At 69.5% G+C, this 17,402-nt stretch carries 17 protein-coding genes and 1 pseudogene; 11 read left to right on the top strand and 7 right to left on the bottom strand.

Going from position 1 to position 17,402, the window contains the following annotated elements; genetic code table 11:
• The 6 genes from D7W79_RS23080 to D7W79_RS43765 all read left to right on the top strand — a co-directional run.
• Positions 1 to 926, top strand: a 926-nt coding sequence (locus tag D7W79_RS23080) for a 3-hydroxyacyl-CoA dehydrogenase family protein (protein WP_147442016.1), incomplete at its 5' end; no start/stop codon positions are given.
• Positions 923 to 1,531, top strand: coding sequence for an MPN domain-containing protein (locus tag D7W79_RS23075; protein WP_120527551.1), 609 nt, complete (start codon positions 923 to 925; stop codon positions 1,529 to 1,531). The genes D7W79_RS23080 and D7W79_RS23075, both read left to right, overlap by 4 nt.
• Positions 1,532 to 1,563: 32 nt before the next feature.
• Complete coding sequence (locus D7W79_RS45810) at positions 1,564 to 2,394, top strand: HEAT repeat domain-containing protein (RefSeq protein WP_120527550.1); 831 nt, start codon at positions 1,564 to 1,566, stop codon at positions 2,392 to 2,394.
• 81 nt (positions 2,395 to 2,475) lie between these two features.
• Positions 2,476 to 4,221, top strand: coding sequence for an FAD-dependent oxidoreductase (locus D7W79_RS45805; RefSeq protein ID WP_120527549.1), 1,746 nt, complete (start codon positions 2,476 to 2,478; stop codon positions 4,219 to 4,221).
• A 45-nt stretch (positions 4,222 to 4,266) separates the two neighbouring features.
• Positions 4,267 to 4,617 carry a UBP-type zinc finger domain-containing protein gene (locus tag D7W79_RS23060; protein WP_439099222.1) on the top strand — a complete coding sequence of 117 codons (351 nt, stop codon included), beginning with the start codon at positions 4,267 to 4,269 and terminating at the stop codon, positions 4,615 to 4,617.
• Positions 4,618 to 4,717: 100 nt separating this feature from the next.
• Positions 4,718 to 4,972, top strand: a complete 255-nt coding sequence (locus D7W79_RS43765) for a hypothetical protein (protein WP_158617023.1) — start codon at positions 4,718 to 4,720, stop codon at positions 4,970 to 4,972.
• 133 nt (positions 4,973 to 5,105) lie between these two features.
• Here the strand turns inward: D7W79_RS43765 and D7W79_RS23050 are convergent, their stop codons facing one another.
• From D7W79_RS23050 to D7W79_RS23030, 5 genes are all read right to left on the bottom strand, one after another.
• Positions 5,106 to 5,312, bottom strand: coding sequence for a hypothetical protein (locus D7W79_RS23050; protein WP_120527547.1), 207 nt, complete (start codon positions 5,310 to 5,312; stop codon positions 5,106 to 5,108).
• Positions 5,313 to 5,420: 108 nt separating this feature from the next.
• Positions 5,421 to 6,734, bottom strand: coding sequence for a PI-PLC domain-containing protein (locus tag D7W79_RS23045; protein ID WP_208729811.1), 1,314 nt, complete (start codon positions 6,732 to 6,734; stop codon positions 5,421 to 5,423).
• Positions 6,735 to 7,077: 343 nt separating this feature from the next.
• Positions 7,078 to 8,199 (bottom strand): sterol desaturase family protein, encoded by a 1,122-nt coding sequence (locus D7W79_RS23040; protein WP_120527545.1) that lies wholly within the window; start codon positions 8,197 to 8,199, stop codon positions 7,078 to 7,080.
• Between the two features lie 79 nt (positions 8,200 to 8,278).
• Positions 8,279 to 9,103, bottom strand: a complete 825-nt coding sequence (locus tag D7W79_RS23035; protein ID WP_120527544.1) for a ferritin family protein — start codon at positions 9,101 to 9,103, stop codon at positions 8,279 to 8,281.
• A gap of 14 nt (positions 9,104 to 9,117) precedes the next feature.
• Positions 9,118 to 9,402: a hypothetical protein gene (locus D7W79_RS23030; RefSeq protein ID WP_120527543.1), complete on the bottom strand. Its 285-nt coding sequence runs from the start codon at positions 9,400 to 9,402 to the stop codon at positions 9,118 to 9,120.
• A 320-nt stretch (positions 9,403 to 9,722) separates the two neighbouring features.
• Between D7W79_RS23030 and D7W79_RS43760 the strand changes: the two genes are divergently transcribed.
• Positions 9,723 to 9,869: a hypothetical protein gene (locus D7W79_RS43760; protein WP_158617022.1), complete on the top strand. Its 147-nt coding sequence runs from the start codon at positions 9,723 to 9,725 to the stop codon at positions 9,867 to 9,869.
• An 82-nt stretch (positions 9,870 to 9,951) separates the two neighbouring features.
• Positions 9,952 to 11,691, top strand: a complete 1,740-nt coding sequence (locus tag D7W79_RS23025; protein WP_120527542.1) for a phospholipase D-like domain-containing protein — start codon at positions 9,952 to 9,954, stop codon at positions 11,689 to 11,691.
• A gap of 232 nt (positions 11,692 to 11,923) precedes the next feature.
• On the opposite strand, the gene D7W79_RS23020 is transcribed toward D7W79_RS23025, so the two are convergent.
• Positions 11,924 to 12,871, bottom strand: a complete 948-nt coding sequence (locus D7W79_RS23020) for a LysR family transcriptional regulator (RefSeq protein ID WP_120527541.1) — start codon at positions 12,869 to 12,871, stop codon at positions 11,924 to 11,926.
• Between the two features lie 79 nt (positions 12,872 to 12,950).
• On the opposite strand from D7W79_RS23020, the gene D7W79_RS23015 reads away from it, so the two are divergent.
• Together D7W79_RS23015 and D7W79_RS23010 are read left to right on the top strand one after the other, a co-directional pair.
• Complete coding sequence (locus D7W79_RS23015) at positions 12,951 to 13,574, top strand: hypothetical protein (protein ID WP_120527540.1); 624 nt, start codon at positions 12,951 to 12,953, stop codon at positions 13,572 to 13,574.
• A 134-nt stretch (positions 13,575 to 13,708) separates the two neighbouring features.
• Positions 13,709 to 14,314 (top strand): TetR/AcrR family transcriptional regulator, encoded by a 606-nt coding sequence (locus tag D7W79_RS23010; RefSeq protein WP_120527539.1) that lies wholly within the window; start codon positions 13,709 to 13,711, stop codon positions 14,312 to 14,314.
• A 323-nt stretch (positions 14,315 to 14,637) separates the two neighbouring features.
• Here the strand turns inward: D7W79_RS23010 and D7W79_RS23005 are convergent, their stop codons facing one another.
• The gene (locus D7W79_RS23005; RefSeq protein WP_120527538.1) at positions 14,638 to 15,561 is read right to left on the bottom strand and encodes a YybH family protein; all 924 of its coding nucleotides are present in this window, start codon (positions 15,559 to 15,561) and stop codon (positions 14,638 to 14,640) included.
• 94 nt (positions 15,562 to 15,655) lie between these two features.
• Between D7W79_RS23005 and D7W79_RS23000 the strand changes: the two are divergent.
• Positions 15,656 to 17,402, top strand: a pseudogene (locus D7W79_RS23000) (GNAT family N-acetyltransferase); the annotation flags it as partial.

Here is a 17,402-nt window from a genome sequence, read left to right as displayed (position 1 = left end):
GGGGAGCCATGGGGTGCGGCATCGCACTCGAGCTCGCCATCGCCGGCAGGCGGGTGGTGCTCTACAACACGCGTCCGGACAGCAGTGAGCGCGCGAGGGCGAAGCTGGAGCGCGACGCGGCCCTTCTGGTGGAGACAGGCTTGCTGACCGCGGCGCAACGGGACGCGGCGCTCGGGCGCATCCGTCGCACCACGGTGCTCGCGGAGGCCGCCAGGGATCAGGACCTCATCCTCGAATCCGTGCCCGAGGATCTCGCGCTCAAGCAGGAGGTCTTCCGTCAACTGGACGGGCTCGCGGCGCCGGACACCGTGCTTGCGTCCAACACCACCGCGCTGAGCGTGACGGCGCTGGCCCGGGACTGCACCCGGCCCGAGCGCGTCCTCAGCGCGCACTACTACCTGCCGGCGCACCTGGTTCCCCTGGTGGACGTCATCCCCGGAGAGCGGACCTCCCCCGATGTCGTGGAGGCCGTGCGCCAGCTGCTCGAGGAGGTGGGCAAGACGCCGGTGGTGTTCGCGAAGGACGTGCCGGGCTCCGTGGGTCCCCGGCTGCTCCAGGCGCTCATCGGTGAGGGAATCCGGCTGGTGCAGGAAGGCGTCGCCACGCCGGAGATGGTGGACCGCGTGCTCACCCAGGGCATCGGAAGGCGCCTGGGCGTGTCCGGCGTCTTCGACCGGCTGGACCTCGCGGGGGTGGACCTGGTCACCAACGTCATGCGCAACGCCGGGCGCCCGGTGCCCCCGGTGCTCGCGCGGAAGGTGGAGCAGGGGGAGCTGGGACTGAAGACGGGGCAGGGCTTCTACACCTGGACGCCGGAGACCACCGCCGCCTTCGAGGAGCGCGTCGCCCGGGGCCTCATCACCCAGCTTCGCGAGGACCGCGCCGAGGGCCGCCTCCGCGCCCCCACGCCGGAGCGCCAGGAATGAGTCCGCGGCTCGTGCTGCTGGACCCGGGCGTGCTGGCGGACTTCCTCGCGGACGCCCAGCGCGAATACGCGGCCTGCACCCCGGAGCTGCCGCCCCGGAGCTGGGCCGTGCTGCTGGGGCGCTTCGTCGACGACGGGATGCGGGTGGAGCGCGTCCGCTTCGCCACCAACATCCGTGAGACGGACGAGGCCGTGCTCCAGGAGTTCGACGCCGCCATCATCCCGCGCTTCGGGGCCTGCTACGCCAATGGACGGCGCGGCTACTGGTGCGAACCCCGGGAGCTGTTGCGCATCACCGCGGAGGCGGAGGCCGAGGGGCTGGAGGTGCTCGGCTCCATCCACCTGCACCCGGACTGGCACCGCATCGGCCCGCCCCACGAGCGGAGTCTGCGGGTGAGCCAGGAGCCCACGCCCATGGACCGGCACCTGTTCCAGGGCGCCGGCTGGCCGCTCAACATGATCCTCTACCTGGAGCGGCGCGAGGGGCGGCTCTACCACGCGCTCGGGGCCTGGGCGCCTCCGGACGCTGCCACGCCCGACGCCGGCTGCCGCGCCCTGAGCCTCCACTTCGGCATGCCGGAGTTTGAGCGCGTGGCTGGACGCTGAAGGGCAGGGCGTCTGGCGCTACGCTGTCCGGCATGGACTTCCCGCCCGAAGCCGGCCTCTCCACCGACGAGCTGTTCGCCCGGACGCTCCAGGGCGATGAGGAGGACCCGGGCGCGTGGCGCGCCATCTGGCAGCTGCACCGCCGGGGCGGCGAGGACGTCTTCCAGCGGGCCGCCGCCTGGCTCCAGTCCCCGTCGCCCAAGGAGCGGGGACGCGGCGCGAACGTCCTCGCACAGTTGGATTTCCAGCACCGGGGCCCGGAGCTCGTCGCCCGCTTCACGGACGTCCTCCTGCCCGCGCTGGCGAAGGAGCAGGACGCCGCCGTGCTGGAGGCGATGGCCGCCGCCCTGGGCCACCTGGGAGATCCGCGCGCGGTGCCCGCGCTCGTTCCCCTGAAGGACCACCCGGACGCCCACGTCCGCTTCGGCGTCGTCATGGGGTTGTCGCAGCACCGGGATGCCCAGGCGCTCCAGGTGTTGATCCAGCTCTCCCGTGACTTCGACGAGGTCGTGCGCGAGTGGGCCACGTTCACGCTCGGCTCCCAGGCGCGGGAGGTGGACACGCCGGAGCTGCGCGAGGCGCTGGTGGAGCGGATCTCCGAAGACCACCCGAAGATTCGCGGGGAGGCGCTCCTGGGCCTGGCCTTGCGCAAGGACGCGCGCGCCCTGGAGCCCCTGCGGCGCGTGCTGGAGGATGGCGTGGTGACCACCCTGGACGTGGAGGCGGCCCAGGCGCTGGAGGACGTCTCGTTGCTGCCTGTGCTCGTGGAGCTCCGGGAGGCCTGCGACGACGAGGACGAGGACCCTGAGTTCCGCGCGGTCCTCTTCGAGGCCATCCACTCCCTGGAGTCCCTCGTCCCGTAGCGGCTCCGCCGTGCCCGGATGGTGCCCGCTGCCCGTGTTCATGTCGCCGGGGCGTCCCGTGCCCATGCTAGGGGCACGGTCATGATGCCCCCTCCCTTGCCCCCGGACCTCGAGTCGCGCCGCTCCCAGATGTTCCCCGTCCTGGACGCCCGGGACCTCGAGCGCATGCAGCGCTTCGGTGAGGTCCGGCACTTCCGGGATGGGGAGTGCCTCGTCGCGGCCGGGCAACCGGGCCCTGGGATGTTCGTGGTCGCCCGGGGCCGCGTGGCCATCTCCCGGCGCGATGGCCTGGGGCACTCGATTCCCATCGTGGAGGAGGGCCCGGGACAGTTCCTGGGGGAGGTGGCCCAGCTCTCCGGCCGCCCCTCGCTCGTCGACGCGCAGGCGGTGGGGGACGTGGAGGTGCTGATCATCCCTCCGCACCGGCTGCGCGCGCTGATGGTGGCGGAGGCGGACCTCGGCGAGCGCATCATGCGCGCCCTCATCCTGCGCCGCGTGGGCCTGCTCGAGACAGGGGCCGGTGGCCCCGTCCTGGTGGGTCCTCCCGAGGGCGCGGGCAGGGTTCGCCTGGAGGGCTTCCTCACCCGCAATGGCCACCCGTACCTCGCGCTGGACCCGGAGCAGGGCGGCGAGGCGGCCTCGCTCATCGAGCGCTATGCGCCACGCGCGGAGGAGTTCCCGCTCGTGGTGTGCCCCGATGGCTCGGTCTTGAAGAACCCCTTGGAGAGCACCCTGGCCCGAGCGCTCGGCCTGCTCCCGGAGGGGGCCTTCGAGACGCGCTACGACGTCGCCGTGGTGGGGGCGGGGCCCGCGGGGCTCGCCACCGCCGTGTACGCGGCCTCGGAGGGGCTGCGGGTGCTCGTCCTGGATCAACGGGCCTTCGGGGGACAGGCGGGCGCGAGCGCGCGCATCGAGAACTACCTGGGGTTTCCCACGGGCATCACCGGTCAGGCGCTCACCGCGCGCGCCTACGTGCAGGCGCAGAAGTTCGGCGTGGAGATGGCCATCCCGGCGGAGGTCGCCTCCCTGCGCTGCGCGGACCCGGACGCGCCGCTCGCGCTCGAGCTGACCGACGGGCGCAAGGTGCTCACGCGGACCGTGGTGGTGGCCAGCGGCGCACGCTACCGCCGCCCCGCGCTCGCGAACCTCGCCCAGTTCGAGGGCCGTGGGGTCTTCTACTGGGCCAGCCCCATCGAGGCGCGCATGTGCGACGGCGAGGAGGTCGTGCTCGTCGGCGGTGGCAACTCCGCGGGCCAGGCGGCCGTGTTCCTCGCGAACCACGCGCGTCGGGTCCGCGTGCTCGTGCGCGGCCCGGAGCTCGCCGCGAGCATGTCCAGCTACCTCGTCGAGCGCCTGACCGCGTCCCCTCGCATCGAGCTGATGCTGGAGACGGAGGTGGTGGCGCTGGCGGGCTCGGACGAGCGCGGCCTGCGGTGCGTGCGCTGGCGGCACCTGCCCAGCGGGCGGGAGGAGGAGCACGAGGTGCGCCACCTCTTCCTCTTCATCGGGGCGGATCCGGCCACGGAGTGGCTCGCGGGCTGCGGCATCGCGCTGGACGCGAAGGGCTTCGTGCGCACGGGTGTGGCGCCCGGCGAGGAGCCGCTCCATGCGCAAGCCTGGGCGGCCGCCGGGCGGGCACCCTTCGCGTTGGAGACGACCCTGCCCGGCGTGTTCGCCATCGGCGATGCGCGCGCGGACTCCGTCAAGCGGGTGGGCGCGGCGATCGGCGAGGGCTCGGCCGTGGTGGGGCAGCTGCATGCCTGCCTGGCCACCGCCACCGCGTCCCGACGCGACAACACGCAGGGGCCTCCGCGCGCGTTGCGATAGGCCCCCTCACGTCCCCATGTTCGACACCAGGGCGCCCTCGGACGGATGCCCCAACACGGAGCGCCAGCCATGAAGAAGCCATGTTCCCACCTGGAAGTGACCGAGCATCACCGGAAGGCTCCCGTCCACCCCAGCGGCCACGGATGCATGGAGTGTCTGAAGGACGGAGGGGACTGGGTCCACCTCAGGATGTGTCTGACCTGCGGGCACGTGGGCTGCTGTGACGACTCGCCGTCACGCCACGCGACCCGGCACTTCCACGCCAGCTCCCACCCGGTCATCAAGTCGTTCGAGCCTGGGGAGGACTGGGCCTGGTGCTTCGTGGACGAGCAGCTCGTGGAGCGGATCCCCACCTTCCCAGGCGAGTCGCCGCCGGTGCACTACTCCGCCCCCTGAGCCCGGAGTACTGGGGCGAGCCGAGGCGAAGCCCCCGCTTCACCGAGCGGGGCCTTCTCCAGGCGCGTGGCGGCGCTAGAAATTGAGCCAGCGGTAGCCCGTGCTCGCCGAGCCCGAGCACAGCAGGGTGTTCGGCTGGTGGCTCGTGGCGTTGCAGCAGTCCTTCGTCGCGTTCGGGGTCGTGCACCGCTGGTTCACGTACAGGCTGCACGACGGCAGTCCGCCGCACGCTGACGGACACGCCGTCAACACCCCGTCGCACGTCACGCCCTGGTTGTCGGTCGACGAGCAGGTGGCGCCCGTACAGGAGACCGTGGTTCCCCCGGCGCAGGTCGCCGTACAGGTACCAAGCTGAGACACCGTCCGCGCTTCGGCCTCGGGGGACATCGTGTCTTCAACGGCCGGGCCTCCGCACCCCAGGAGGGAAAGTCCGACCCACATCATCATCGCCGCGAGAGAAACCTTCATGGGAAACCCCTGGGGCAAACTCAATAGCAGGCGCACTCGTTCCTGCTGGGACAGAAACCATTCGAGAAACCCATCTCGATGCAGGACTGGATGCAGGCATCACAGGTATACGCCTGAGGCCCCTGGGGAGCCGGCGTGGAGAAGGCCTGCGTGGCGGTGAATGACACGGCAGTGGCCGCGACGACGGCGAGCAACGTCTGTCCCACATTTTTCGCGAAGCGAATCATGACAACCTCCTGGATGGGCTGATGCCCGTTCGGAATACCGCCGCACGGGCCGCAGCCTGAAAACGGTAGCCTTGCAAGGCGAAGCCGTCAAAGCGGCACCGCCGCGGGTCAGGCCGTGAGGGTGCTGATCTCGAAGCCCGCGCTGGGAGGCGGCGGAGCCCGGTGCCAACCGTGGCCGTTCTGGTACTGCAATTCCGCATGTGGGGCGGCGTCCAGGAACTGGTAGCGGATGGAATCCACGCCGTGGCTGTCGCGGTCGAACACCTTCGACGGCTGGAAGTTGAAGGCAATCACCTTCTTGTACAGCGGCTCGTTGAAGTGCCGCGTCTTCTCGAAGTCGCGGAGCGCGCCGGTGGGATCGTCCGCCCAGTCGAACAGGATGATTCCCACGCTGCCATTCCCCCGCGCCCCCTTGTGGCTGAGCGTCGGCAAAGTGGGCTGGGGCGCCAGCATCTGCTCCAGCAACTCCCCCATGAGCGGGTGGATGGAGGTCGCGTTGGTGACGGGATAGTACCGCTCGACTTCCACGTCCTGACGGTCCCCTGACGACTGATAGATCGCCGCGATGTTCAGCTCGTTGAGGCAGTAGGAGTCCTCCGTCCGCTTCGAGACCCCTTCGGTGTGGCCACACCAGGCGTCGTAAAGCCGGTGCACCACCGCGTTCATCTTGTCGGCATAGGTGAGCGTCTGCTGGGGACCCTTGAACTTCCAGGTGTACAGCGACTGCCCACGCAGTGACACCCACTGCGCCCTTCCTCCGGGCGCGGGCGAATGGACGTCGAAATACGGATTGTTGTCGTAGCGTGCTTCATTCTTCAGCGCATACAGGTCCAGGCCGAATGCCTTGCGCGTTCCCTGGAGGACCTCCGGGTCCTTGAAGACGCGCCACAACAGCAGCCGGCCCTTCGCCTGATGCAGGGTCATCTCCAGGAACTCCGCCGTGGAGTGCTGGGTGTTGAAGTCCAGGCTCTTCTTCCCCGGGCTCCCGGCCTCCACACGCTTCCAGATGTCGTGGACACGGGTATGCGTGTCGTAGCCCGCGCGCTCGGCGTTGAGGTCCTGGGTGTCGCAATCCACCACCTTGATGATGACGCACTCATCGCGGTGCTCGGGCTGATTCATCCAGCCATGGATGCGCGTCAGGACGGTCTCGAACGACAGCCTCCCTGTCTGGGAGCCATAATAATCCCCCACGTCCTCCATCCCGTGCACGACCTTCAACCCCTTCGTGCCTCCTGCGTCGTCGACCTTGATGCGAACGTCGAGGAAGCGGATTCCCGCGTCCAGCTGCTGCTCGAGCGTGGCGTACTGCGTGGTGGAGATGGGCTTGCAGAAGCCCAGGCGACTGCACGAGTCGTGCGTCCCGGGGATGGACAGCTCCTTCAGCCGGATGACGGGGTTCTGTCTCGCGAGGGTCGACATCCAGCGGGAAGGGTCGACCAGGTCGCCAGGCGACAGCGGGTTCATCAGCGTTCTCCGGGGCAGTGAAGGCAGTGGTGCCCCGACACCTTCCAATGTCCATGCCAGCGCCATCAGCGCCCCTGCATTCCCCCGGCGCACCGGGCCGGTCGCGCCAGCCACGAGGGCCGCCGCGTCCTGCCGGCACGCACGGTGTCCCGTCAGCACGCGGCAGCCTCACGGACCTTCGTCGCTGGAGCGGACGCGGCGGACGACACCCCGTTGAACTGAGCCCGGGGCTTGGGACCCCGAGACGCCGTCGCTCAATGGCTGGCGACGGCGCCCGTCCCTGAGAAAGCGCGAGGGCCTATCCGTAGGGCGTCTGCTTGTGGCGCTGGAACGGGTACGCCAGCTGCCCAAGGTAGGTCTCCGGCGGCTGGAACTTCGTGGTCCCATACTTCGAGGGCCAGTGGGCCGGCATGTAGGCGGTGCCGAAGATGACGTCGATGAACGACAGGAAGACGGCGAAGTTCTTGTCGATGCCTTCGTCGTCCGACGTGTGGTGCCAGTGGTGGAACTCCGGCGTCGCGAAGATCCAGCGCAGGTACGGCCAGCGGTGGTTGACGTTGGCGTGGATGTACACCGCGTGGAAGGACACGAAGACGAGGTAGCCGTAGATGGCGGACGGGTGGAAGCCCAGCAGGAACACCGGCACGAAGCCCGCGAAGCGGTTGACCAGGGTGTCCACCAGGTGGCTGCGCGAGCTGGCCAGCCAGTCCATCTGCAGCGGCGAGTGGTGGATGGCGTGGAAGTTCCACATCCACCCGAAGGTGTGGAAGGCCCGGTGCACCCAGTAGCTCACCAAGTCGATGACCAGCAGGATTTCAAAGAACTGCAGCCAGATGGGCTGCGCGGCCACGTGCGCCTGGAAGTCCAGCTTCACGGCCCAGGACAGGAACACCTGCACGGGGATGAGCACCGCGAAGGAGATGAGCTGCACGCCCACGTGGCTGACGAAGAAGTGCTTGAGGTCGGTCTGCCAGCCGGCGCGGAAGATCTTCTGCTCGTTCAGCCCCCACAGCCGCTCCATGGGGATGAACACCATCCCGAGCACCAGCAGGTCCAACGCGAAGAAGTCCAGGCCCGCGCTCATCGCGCGCTGCGTGTGGGTCAGGGGCTCCGCCTCGCTGCCGCCCAGGAGCAGCGCCACCATCGCTAGCGCCATGGCGATGCCGCCGTGCGCCTTGGAGCGCAGGGTCAGCACGCTGAAGGTGCCCAGCAGGAAGGTGACGACGATGGACACCTGGAGGATGCCGCGAAAGACCTCCAGGTGCTCCACGTAGAAGGCCCGGCCGTCGTTGGACACGAGCACGTGGGGGAACAGGAAGCAGAACTCCGCGATGACGCAGAGCACGCCCAACAGCCCGCCCGTGACACCGGCGCGCTTGCCCAGGTCGATGCGCTGGGCGGGAGCAAGAAGGATTTCCAAGGAGGACCGTCCAGGAGGAGTGCGGCGGGGCCTGAGCCTACACCACCCGGGGCACGGCGCAGGAGCGCCCCCCGGGGCCTCAGGGGACGCGGATGCCGTGGCGCGAAAGCGGTGCCCGCACCTGTGTCTCCGCCGTCTCCTGGCTCACCGTGACGTAGTCCCGGGACTCCATCCAGCCCAGCTCCGTCACGTGCTCCAGCAGGAAGCCCTCGCTCGTGACGCCATCCTTCGTGCTGCTGCGAAGCTTCTCCCAGAGCGGGGCCTGTGCATCCAGGGCCTCGCGAGCCACGCGCCCCAGCCGGTCCTTCTCCGCGGCGTCCAGGTCCGGGGCCAGCCAGTCCAGGTACAGGTAGCCCAGCCGTCCGTGCAGGGCCTCCTCCTGGACCAGCGTCGTGAGCACCGCGCGCGTCAGCGGGTGGGACGTCGCCCGGAGGCAGCCGGACAGGAGCGCGAAGGAGAGCGTCTCCCCCACGCAGCACACCCGCACGATGAGCTCGCTGGCGCGCTGGAGGTAGGTGAGCGACGGGTCGAACGCCACGGCGAAGGCCCCCGGCGAATAGGACAGCCGGGTGCCGCCCCCCAGCCGCATCGCCATCCGCGCGCAGAGCTCCACGTGGTGGATCTCCTCCGCGGGGAAGCGCGCGGCCAGGCTCCACAGGTCCAGGGGCACGCGCGCCTCGCCCATCACCTGGACCAGCTGCCCCATCACCGTCGCGCTGCCAAACTCGTTGAGCGCCCGCAGCGTCCACGAGTACCGCGCCCGCTCCAGGAGTGCCGCCGGGTAGCGCGACGGCTCCAGCGAGTCCCACGGATAGCGTTCCGCCAGGTGGCCCGAAGCGCGCTCATGCAGCGTCAGCGCGGGGCCGTCCGTCAGGTCCAGTTCGAAGAGCGCCTCGGTGGTCATGCCGGACGCCTCCTTCAAGGGTTCTGGAGAACGCCTGCATCCGTCCCGGCGTCGGTGCCCGCGTCCCTCCGGGAATCGTTGGTGCCATTGGACGGGTCGCAATCATCGTCAGCCAGGCCACCGTCATAGACGCACGGCGCGGGATTGGTCGTCATGCCCAAGCCGCACGCGACCATCGTGAAGGCCGCGCTCGCGGCGGTGGCGGCCAGCAGCACGCGGCCCCGGCGGCGCTCCGGAGGGGCGGACTCCAATGGCAGGGAAGGGGACGACACATCGGGCTTCGGGGGGAAATCGCTCATGGCTTCCTCGCGGTTCGCCGGCCCGACAGCTCGCTCCGGAACCCTATCCCGGGGGGCTGGACCTGTCACGCACCGTGGCCTCTCCGCGTCTCGCGCGGACGCAAGGGCTTGCGGCGGGAACGCACTCCTCCGCGTGACGTGGTGCCCACCGTCGACCTGGGGCTCGTCGCCATGCACCTCATCCAGAAGAACCCGGTCACCCAGAACGCGCTGAAGCCCGAGTGGTTCTGGACCACCTTCGAGCATGTCGACAACGTGCCAATGGCTTCCCAGCCGCGCGACCCGACGTCCCCAAGCCCCCCTTCAACACGGGCTCGTGCGTGTCCTGTCACGCGGCCGCGACGCTGGCGGAGGGGAACAACGTTCCCTCCAACCTGAGCTTCCTGCCTGGGCTCGCCCAGCCCGTGGTGCTGCGCCGGCCGCCCGTGGGCGTGGCGGGGCACGAGGACGAGATCCGGCGCGAGTAGGGCAGGGCGTTGGAGTGCGTCAATTACCGTCAATGTTCAAGTGTTGACTCAGGGTGAAGTGCGGGCCTCTACTCGGTGAACCATGCGAAACGCCACGAAAGGCAACAGGGTCCGTTTCCTGTTGGATGAAGAGTTCTTCGAGGAGCTGCACCGTCAGCTCTGTCGGATGGAACTCCTCGATCCCGACCCGCTGACGTACGTGCTCGTGGCGATGTGGCTTTGCAAGCCAGACACGCAGCTGCCAGCCGTGACCGTCCAGCAGGGCGGCAGGTCGACGCGGGTCGCGGGCCGCACCTTCATCAATGCCATCACCTCGCTCACGCAGCGGGGGCATCCGGTCAAGTTCGTTCTCTGGAACGGCGCCAATCCGGTGGAGTGGCCTCGCAAGCTCATCAGTGTTCCCTACAACTGGTTGCGCTGGGCAGGGAGCCTGACGGGACTGATCCGCTACGAGCCGCTCGACTCCGGGCTCCTGCGCTTTGGCGGAGGCGCCCGCGTCTTCTCGGAGGCGCTGTCGTTCCGGGCGCGCTCGACGCCCAACATGCAGGTCTACGCCGAGTCCTACAGTCCGAACTGGCTCGCGCAGCACGGCCTCACCGCGTCGAATCACCAGAAGTTCGTCGTCTGCTCCCATGCCGGAAGGCTCGAGGCGTTGCTCGGGGGCTTCAACATCAACGAGTCCTATTCGGCCAAGACCGACCACGGCCTGGTCGGCGAGCGCTGGCACGACACGGCGGTCCTCATCGAGGGCCCCGCCGCTCATGCCGTCCAGACCGAGTGGCTGCGGCGCTGGAACAAGCAGTACTGGTACGGCGGCGACACGCTCCCTGCCAGGCTCGAGGACCAGGGCTTCACCCGTCACGGCTCCAAGAAGCAGACCGCGCAGCGGCTGAGTGACGGTTGGAATACGGGGGTCACCATCGCCACGACGAATGGTGAGCCGTACACACGGGAGAACGACATCCGCGACCTCGTCATCGAAAGGATCAAGGTCGCGACGAAGTACATCTACCTGGAGAACTACGCGTTGACGGACCCCGCGCTCGTGGCGGCGCTCTCCAAGCGGATGGCGGAGAAGAAGGACCTCAAGGTCATCGTGCTCGTGACCCACCCGAAGAACCCGTACTACAGCACGCCCATCTCCTGGTCGCCGATGGAGTACTACACGTTCGTCCAACTCTCGCTTCCGCGCTTCACCCGCGTGCGCATCGTCACCACCCGTGAGATCGCGCTCGGCACCACGGAGGATGACGAGCAGGTGTTGGACCCGACCACCGCGAAGTTCGTGAGTGCCGAGAACGGGACCTTCACGTGGAGCGAGGGGGGGCAGACGAAGTCATGCAGCTTCGACGACATCGCGGAACTCGAAGCACCGACCGTCATGTACGGTCCGATCAGCACGGACGCAACGGGCAGTGAGGTATTGCCGAGGAACGCCGCGAACGCGAAGAAGCCGCAGTGGCCCTACGTCCACAGCAAGCTGGCGCTCTTCGATGATCAGGTCGCCTTCGTCGGTTCGTCGAACTGGACCTACCGCAGCATGGAGTATGACGGCGAGATCAGCGCGATGGTCACCGGAGAGGAGACGGTGCGCGGCATCCGCGAGCGTCTCTTCGAGCATTGGCAGAAGGGCCTCACCGTCGACAACTACGCCACGAAGGCCGCCAAGAACGAGCAAGACCGCGTGGCGCGCAGGCTCCGGCCCGTGCACTCCTACATGCTGCCCCTGAGCTTCGGGGACTTCCTGCACTCCGCGGACGTGACCCTCGTGGGCAGTCCCAAGGCCTGGCTCTACTCCAAGGCGACGTGGCGGTTCTGGTGAGGGTGGCCGCGGTATCGTCGGTCCAATGCCAGAATCCTTCGCGAACCTCTCTGGGTTGACGGACTGCTCCGACACCTCGGGTTGAGCCGGTCTTCGCGTCCGGCCCCGCCATCTGTCGCGACAACCTCGCGCCGGGCCGGCGGTGCCGCTCGAAGGGCCCGACACCGCACCCTGACGCGACACCCGGCGGGCGCGCTCCGCCGGGCACTGCCCTGTCTCAGGGAATGCTCCCTCAAGCAGGGGCGGAGCCGGGGCTGGAGGTCGTGGACGCGGGCTGACGGCTTGCGTCCGCGATGGCCTTGCGCAGCCACGCATGCGCGGGGTCGTGCTGCATGCGCTCGTGCCAGAGCTGGCTCACGGTGAAGTTCGCGAGCTCCAGGGGAGGACGCAGCAGCTTCAAGCGGAACGCGGGCGCCATCAGGAGCGACATGCGTTCCGGAGCGATGAGCAGCAGGTCCGTCTCCGCCACCATGAAGAGGGCCAGGAAGAAGTGCGGCACCGCCACCCGCACCTCGCGGGACCGGCCCAGGCGGGCGAGCGCGTCGTCCACCATGCTGCCCGGCCTCCCCAGGGGCGACACGCTGATGTGACCGTGCTCCAGGTAGCGCCCGAGCGTCATCCGCCCCCGCGTGATGGGATGGCCCTCCCGGGCGAGGCAGATGAACCGCTCCTGGAAGAGGGCCTGGACGCGGAAGGCCGCGGGCATGTCCCCGAAGACGCCAAGCGCCACGTCCAGGGTGCCCCGCTCCAGCGCCTCCTCCATCCCTTCGCCGGGGCCGCGCACGCGCACGGACACGCCCGACGCCACGTGGGTGAGCTCCCGCATCAGCGGGGGAAGCACCACCATGCCGGCCAGGTCCGCCGACGACAGCCAGAAGGTGCGCTGCGCCGTTGCCGGGTCGAACCTGCGCGCACCGTGCAGCGCGCCCCGGAGCTGCTCCAGGGCCGAGCGGAGCACGGGCGCCAGGGACTCCGCGAGGGGCGTGGGCACCATGCGCCCGTTCGTGGGGATGACCAGGGGGTCTCCCAGCCGGTGGCGCAGCCGGGCCAGCGCGTGGCTCACCGCGGACTGGCTCACGCCCAGCCGGGTCGCGGCGGCGCGGTTGCTGCCCTCGGAGAGGACGGCATCCAGGAAGACGAAGAGGTTGAGGTCGCGGACGTCGATGTGAAGGTTGTTCATCGCGGGGGTGACGACGTTTCAGGCTGTTCAATCACATCCTGAGGCTACCTTTCGCGTGTCCCCAAGCCCAGGAGTCACCATGAAGGGTCTTTCTTTCGCCGCCATCGCCACGCTGTGCCTCGCCACCCAGGCCTTCGCCGCCGAGCCCCCCAGCATCGTGGGCCACTGGAAGTCCACGCAGTGCGAGGTCCGGCCGGGTGGGGGCGACCAGAAGTACTACGTGAAGCGAGACTTCACGTATTCCAAGTCGGACTCGAAGGCGGTCATCACCTTCTACATGGACGCCACGTGCAACGAGGCCCAGAAGATGTCCCGCGTGGTCATCACCGGCCCGTATGTCGTGCGCTCGCAGCCGGTCACCACGGCGGGCGCGACCCAGGGCGCGTCGCCCGCGCACTTCATCTTCTCGACGCTGAAGATCACGCCCCTGGCGGACGGCTTCGCGCAGTACCTCAACACCGCGGCCCCCGGGACGTGCGGCACCCAGAAGTGGGCGGTGGGCAAGGAGCAGGACGTCACCAGCACCAACGGCTGTTCGGCGGTCTTCTCCTTCAACACCTGCCCCTGGGAGCAGGACGTCGTGAAGGTCGTGGGGGATGAGCTGTTCTTCGGAGCCCGGCCGGCCAGCGGCGGTTGCAACCCCGACGCCACCCACCTGCCGACCGAGCTCCAGGTGGCGCTCAAGCGCGCCCCCTCCCACTGACAGGGCGGGGCCAGCGCAGTGCCCTCATCCTTCCCATTGGCGCCAGATCGTCCTTTCAAGTATTGACCTGGTTCCAGGTCCCGTTCGGTGGCTTGAGCTGTCCCTGGCGTGGTCGTCCCTGAACAGGTCCGCCGATGAAGAACGAAGAGAGCACGCAGGGCCGCCGCCAGCCGCGGCAGGAGCGCTCACGGCAGACGGTGGAGGCCGTCCTCGATGCCGTCCCCAGGGTGCTCAAGAGGCACGGAGCCGGAGCGGTCACCACCAACCGCATCGCGGAGGTGGCGGGGGTCAGCATCGGCTCTCTGTATCAATACTTCCCGGACAAGCAGGCCATCTTCAATGCCCTGCATGAGCGCCATGTGGAGGATGTGAAGCACCGGATGGAACGTGCCGTGGCGCAATGCGCCTCGAGCACCATCGACGAGTTCGCGGCCTGCCTGGTGGAAGGACTGGCGGATGCCCACCTCGTAGAGCCTGAGCTCCACGAGATGATCTCCGCCGCGGTCCCGGCTTCCTCGCTCGGGTTCAAGGAAGCCCTTCAGATGGTCTTCGAGCGGGTGATTCCATCGCCCGAGGTCGGGACGTCCCGTCCGCATGCGGGCGACCGGATGTTGTTCGTCCTGCCTCACCTGGTCGAGGCGCTGATCCACGCCGTGCCTCAGGCGCGCCCTCCCTTCACGGTGGAGCGCGCCAAGGGCGAAGTCATCCGGACGGTCCTCCATTACCTGGACCGGCCATGACCCCTCACTGAAAGGCTTCGGCGTTCTGATTGAGCCAGCGGTCGAAGGGGAGGGGCTTGCGGTCGAGGATCCGCTCAACGCCGTCCGCCGGTGGGAATCTTCCGGAAGCAGACGGTCTGCTGCTCTGCCAGTAGGGCGGTCCCGTCCGAATGAGAAGGCCCCGAAGCACCTGGGGGTGCTCGGGGCCTTGATGGAGGCGGACGGAGACGAGATGTACGTGACGACGTCCACCGGAAATCCCCCACGCGCAGCATGCCGTCCGCGTACGTCCAGTCGTCCTCGGACGTGACGATGCGCTGGCGCACGCCGTGCGCCTCCAGGTATCAGGGACCCTGGGGGCCGGGGCTGGAGTTGCCGCCGTCGGTGACGTAGCGCCACGGGCCATCCGCCTGGCGGCGCCACACGGTGAGGTACTTCACGAAGTCCTTCCGCGGCTGGCCCTGCGCGTCCTTGCCCGTCGCGATGGCGCGGCCCATCGTGTACGCCAGGTCCCCGGACGCCGCCGCGTCGCCCAGCACCGGCTCCCAGCTCAGGCCGTTCTGCTCCAGCGTGAACGGCGCGAAGACCCTGGCGATGGAGTCCTGGCCGTACAGGCCCGCGTCGCCCGTCAGCAGCACCGCGTCCTGCGCCGCCCAGGCCGTGAACGCCTTGCCCATGCCCTCCCGCACGGACTGCGCGGAGAAGGCACGGTCCGCCGCCATCGCCTCCTCCAGCACCGCGTCCTTCGACAGCGTGCGCGCCGCGGCCCCGGGCTCCGTGTTCGCCGGAGAGAAGCCCTCGGGCGGCGTCATGGGCGTCGTGGCGGCGTTGCGCACCGTGGCTGCCACGCGCCACTGGCCATCCGCCTGCAGCCTCCACGCGGAGATGTAGCGCCCCACTGCCTGCTGCGTCGCCCCTTCCGCGTCCACCGTCGCGGTGCCCACCGAATAGCCCAGCGTCCCGTCCGCGCTTACGTCCCAGCGCACCGGCTCCCACCGCAGCGTGCCGCCCTGCTCCAGCGGGTGCGCGGTCAGCCACGTCTGGATGGCCTGCCTTCCCTTCAGCGCGTACTCCCCCTCCACCAGCAGCACCGCGTCCTCCGCCAGGAAGTCCGCGAAGCCCTTCGCGGAGCCGGCCTTCGCGCTCGCATCCGACATCGCCTGATCCGCCTGCCGCAGCCGCGCGCGCGCGTCCGCCGACGACAGCGCCGCCGGCTGGCCCACCGCGCCGTCCCCAACGCCCGGCGCACCCGCGAACATCCGGTTCATGGCTTCATCCCTTTCCAGTCATGAAGACCGGGTCAATCACGCTCTGTATGACTACCTTGCTTCGCTCTGAGATACACGCAATCGTGACTCATTCATGAATCTCTACGACGCGCAGACTGTCGACTCGTGCACCTGGCCGGACACGCCCGAGGGCCGGATGGCCCGGGACTTCATCGTGCCGCTGGTGAAACACGGCAGCACGGCGTACGTCACCGACCGGACCACCTTCCAGGTGCTGGCGCTGGAGGATCTGCGCCTGCCGCTGGCCGTCAATGACACGGAGTACGACAACTCCGCGCTGCACTCCACCTTCGCGCGCTACATCACGTTGCAGATGACGGGAGTGACGGCGGAGGCGTTCGGCGCGGCGCGCGCGGCGGTGATGCGCGGCGCCATGCACACGGTGGGGGCGCTGCTCAAGGCGGCGGGCATCAACAAGGTGGTGCTGGTGGACCACTGGCTGGTGCTGCGCAACGTCCACTCGCAGCCCACCAGTGAGCAGGTGGACCGCATCACCGCGTTCCTGTCGGAGCGGTTCCCGCACCACGCCATCGTCTTCTGCGCGCTCAACCCGGCCGGTTACGCGCCGCTGCTCAACACGCTCGTGGAGCGGGGCTACGCGCTGCTCTACGCGGCGCACACGCGCATGACGCTGCCCCTGCAGGAGGTCAGCAAGCAGGTGCGGGAGAACCGGCGGCGCGACGCGCGGCTGCTGGAGGCGTCCGGCTACCGCGTGGTGGACGGGCGCGAGGTGCCGGACTGCGAGCCCCGGCTGGAGGAGCTCTACCGCGCGCTCAACGGCGGCAAGTACCACACCAACCTCCAGTTCACCCAGGAGTGGTACCGCTGGACGCTGCGCCAGGGCCTGCTCACCTACAAGCTGGCGGTGAAGGACGGGCGGGTGGACGGCTTCTATGCCCACCACGTCAGCCAGGGCGTCCTCTTCTCCCCGCTGTTCGGCTACGACCTGGCGCTTCCGCAGGAGCTGGGGCTGTACCGGGGGCTGGTGTTCCAGCTGATGAACGACGCGCTGGACGTGGGCCTCACCATCGAGCTGGGGCCGGGCGCGGATCCGTTCAAGAGCATGCGCGGCTCCGTGCCGGTGCCCCGCTGGAGCGCCGTCTACACGGAGCACCTGGCCGCGCCGCGCCGCCTCGCCTGGCGCGCGCTCCAGCGCTACGCCAACGACGCCGTGCGGCCGCCCACGGTGGCCATGCTGCGCAAGGTGGACGGCGACGCGGTGGTGGGCTTCGGCCCGCCCCAGACGCCCCTGGCATCCCCCCTGGGGCAGACGCCGCTGGAGGCGGCGCTCAAGGTGCGCGAGCAGCTGGACGCGCTGGAGGCGGCGCTGGACGCGGCGGCCAGGCTCCCCGGCGATGCGCGGCTCCAGGCCCTGGCCCCGCTGTCGCAGACGCTGCACAACTGGCCCCAGCCCATGTCGCGCGTGGTCGCGCTGCGCGAGCGGCTGACGAAGCTGGAGCACGAGGCGCGCCGCAAGCCCGCCAGGCCCGCCGAGCCCCAGGGCCCCACCCCGGCGGAGCACGCGCGGCAGCTGCTGGAGTCCGCCACGCGCTGGGGCGACACCGCGCTGGTCGCCGCGCACCTGGGCGACGCGCCCGCGCCGCACCTCAAGGCGCTGGTGGAGGCCCTGCGGGGCGCGGCCGGCAGCGTGGGCGTGGTGCTCACCGCCACGCGCGGCGACAAGGTGGTGCTGGTGACGGCGGCGAGCGCGGCGCTGCGCGGCCTGGGCCTGGACGCGGGGCAGCTCATGGCGGCGGCGGCGCCGTGCGTGGACGGCAAGGGGGGCGGGGCGCCGGACGTGGCCTGGGGCTGTCTCTTAT

This window comes from Corallococcus exercitus (genome assembly GCF_003611585.1).
GTDB lineage: Bacteria > Myxococcota > Myxococcia > Myxococcales > Myxococcaceae > Corallococcus > Corallococcus exercitus.
This window is presented reverse-complemented; position numbering and strand designations above follow the sequence as displayed.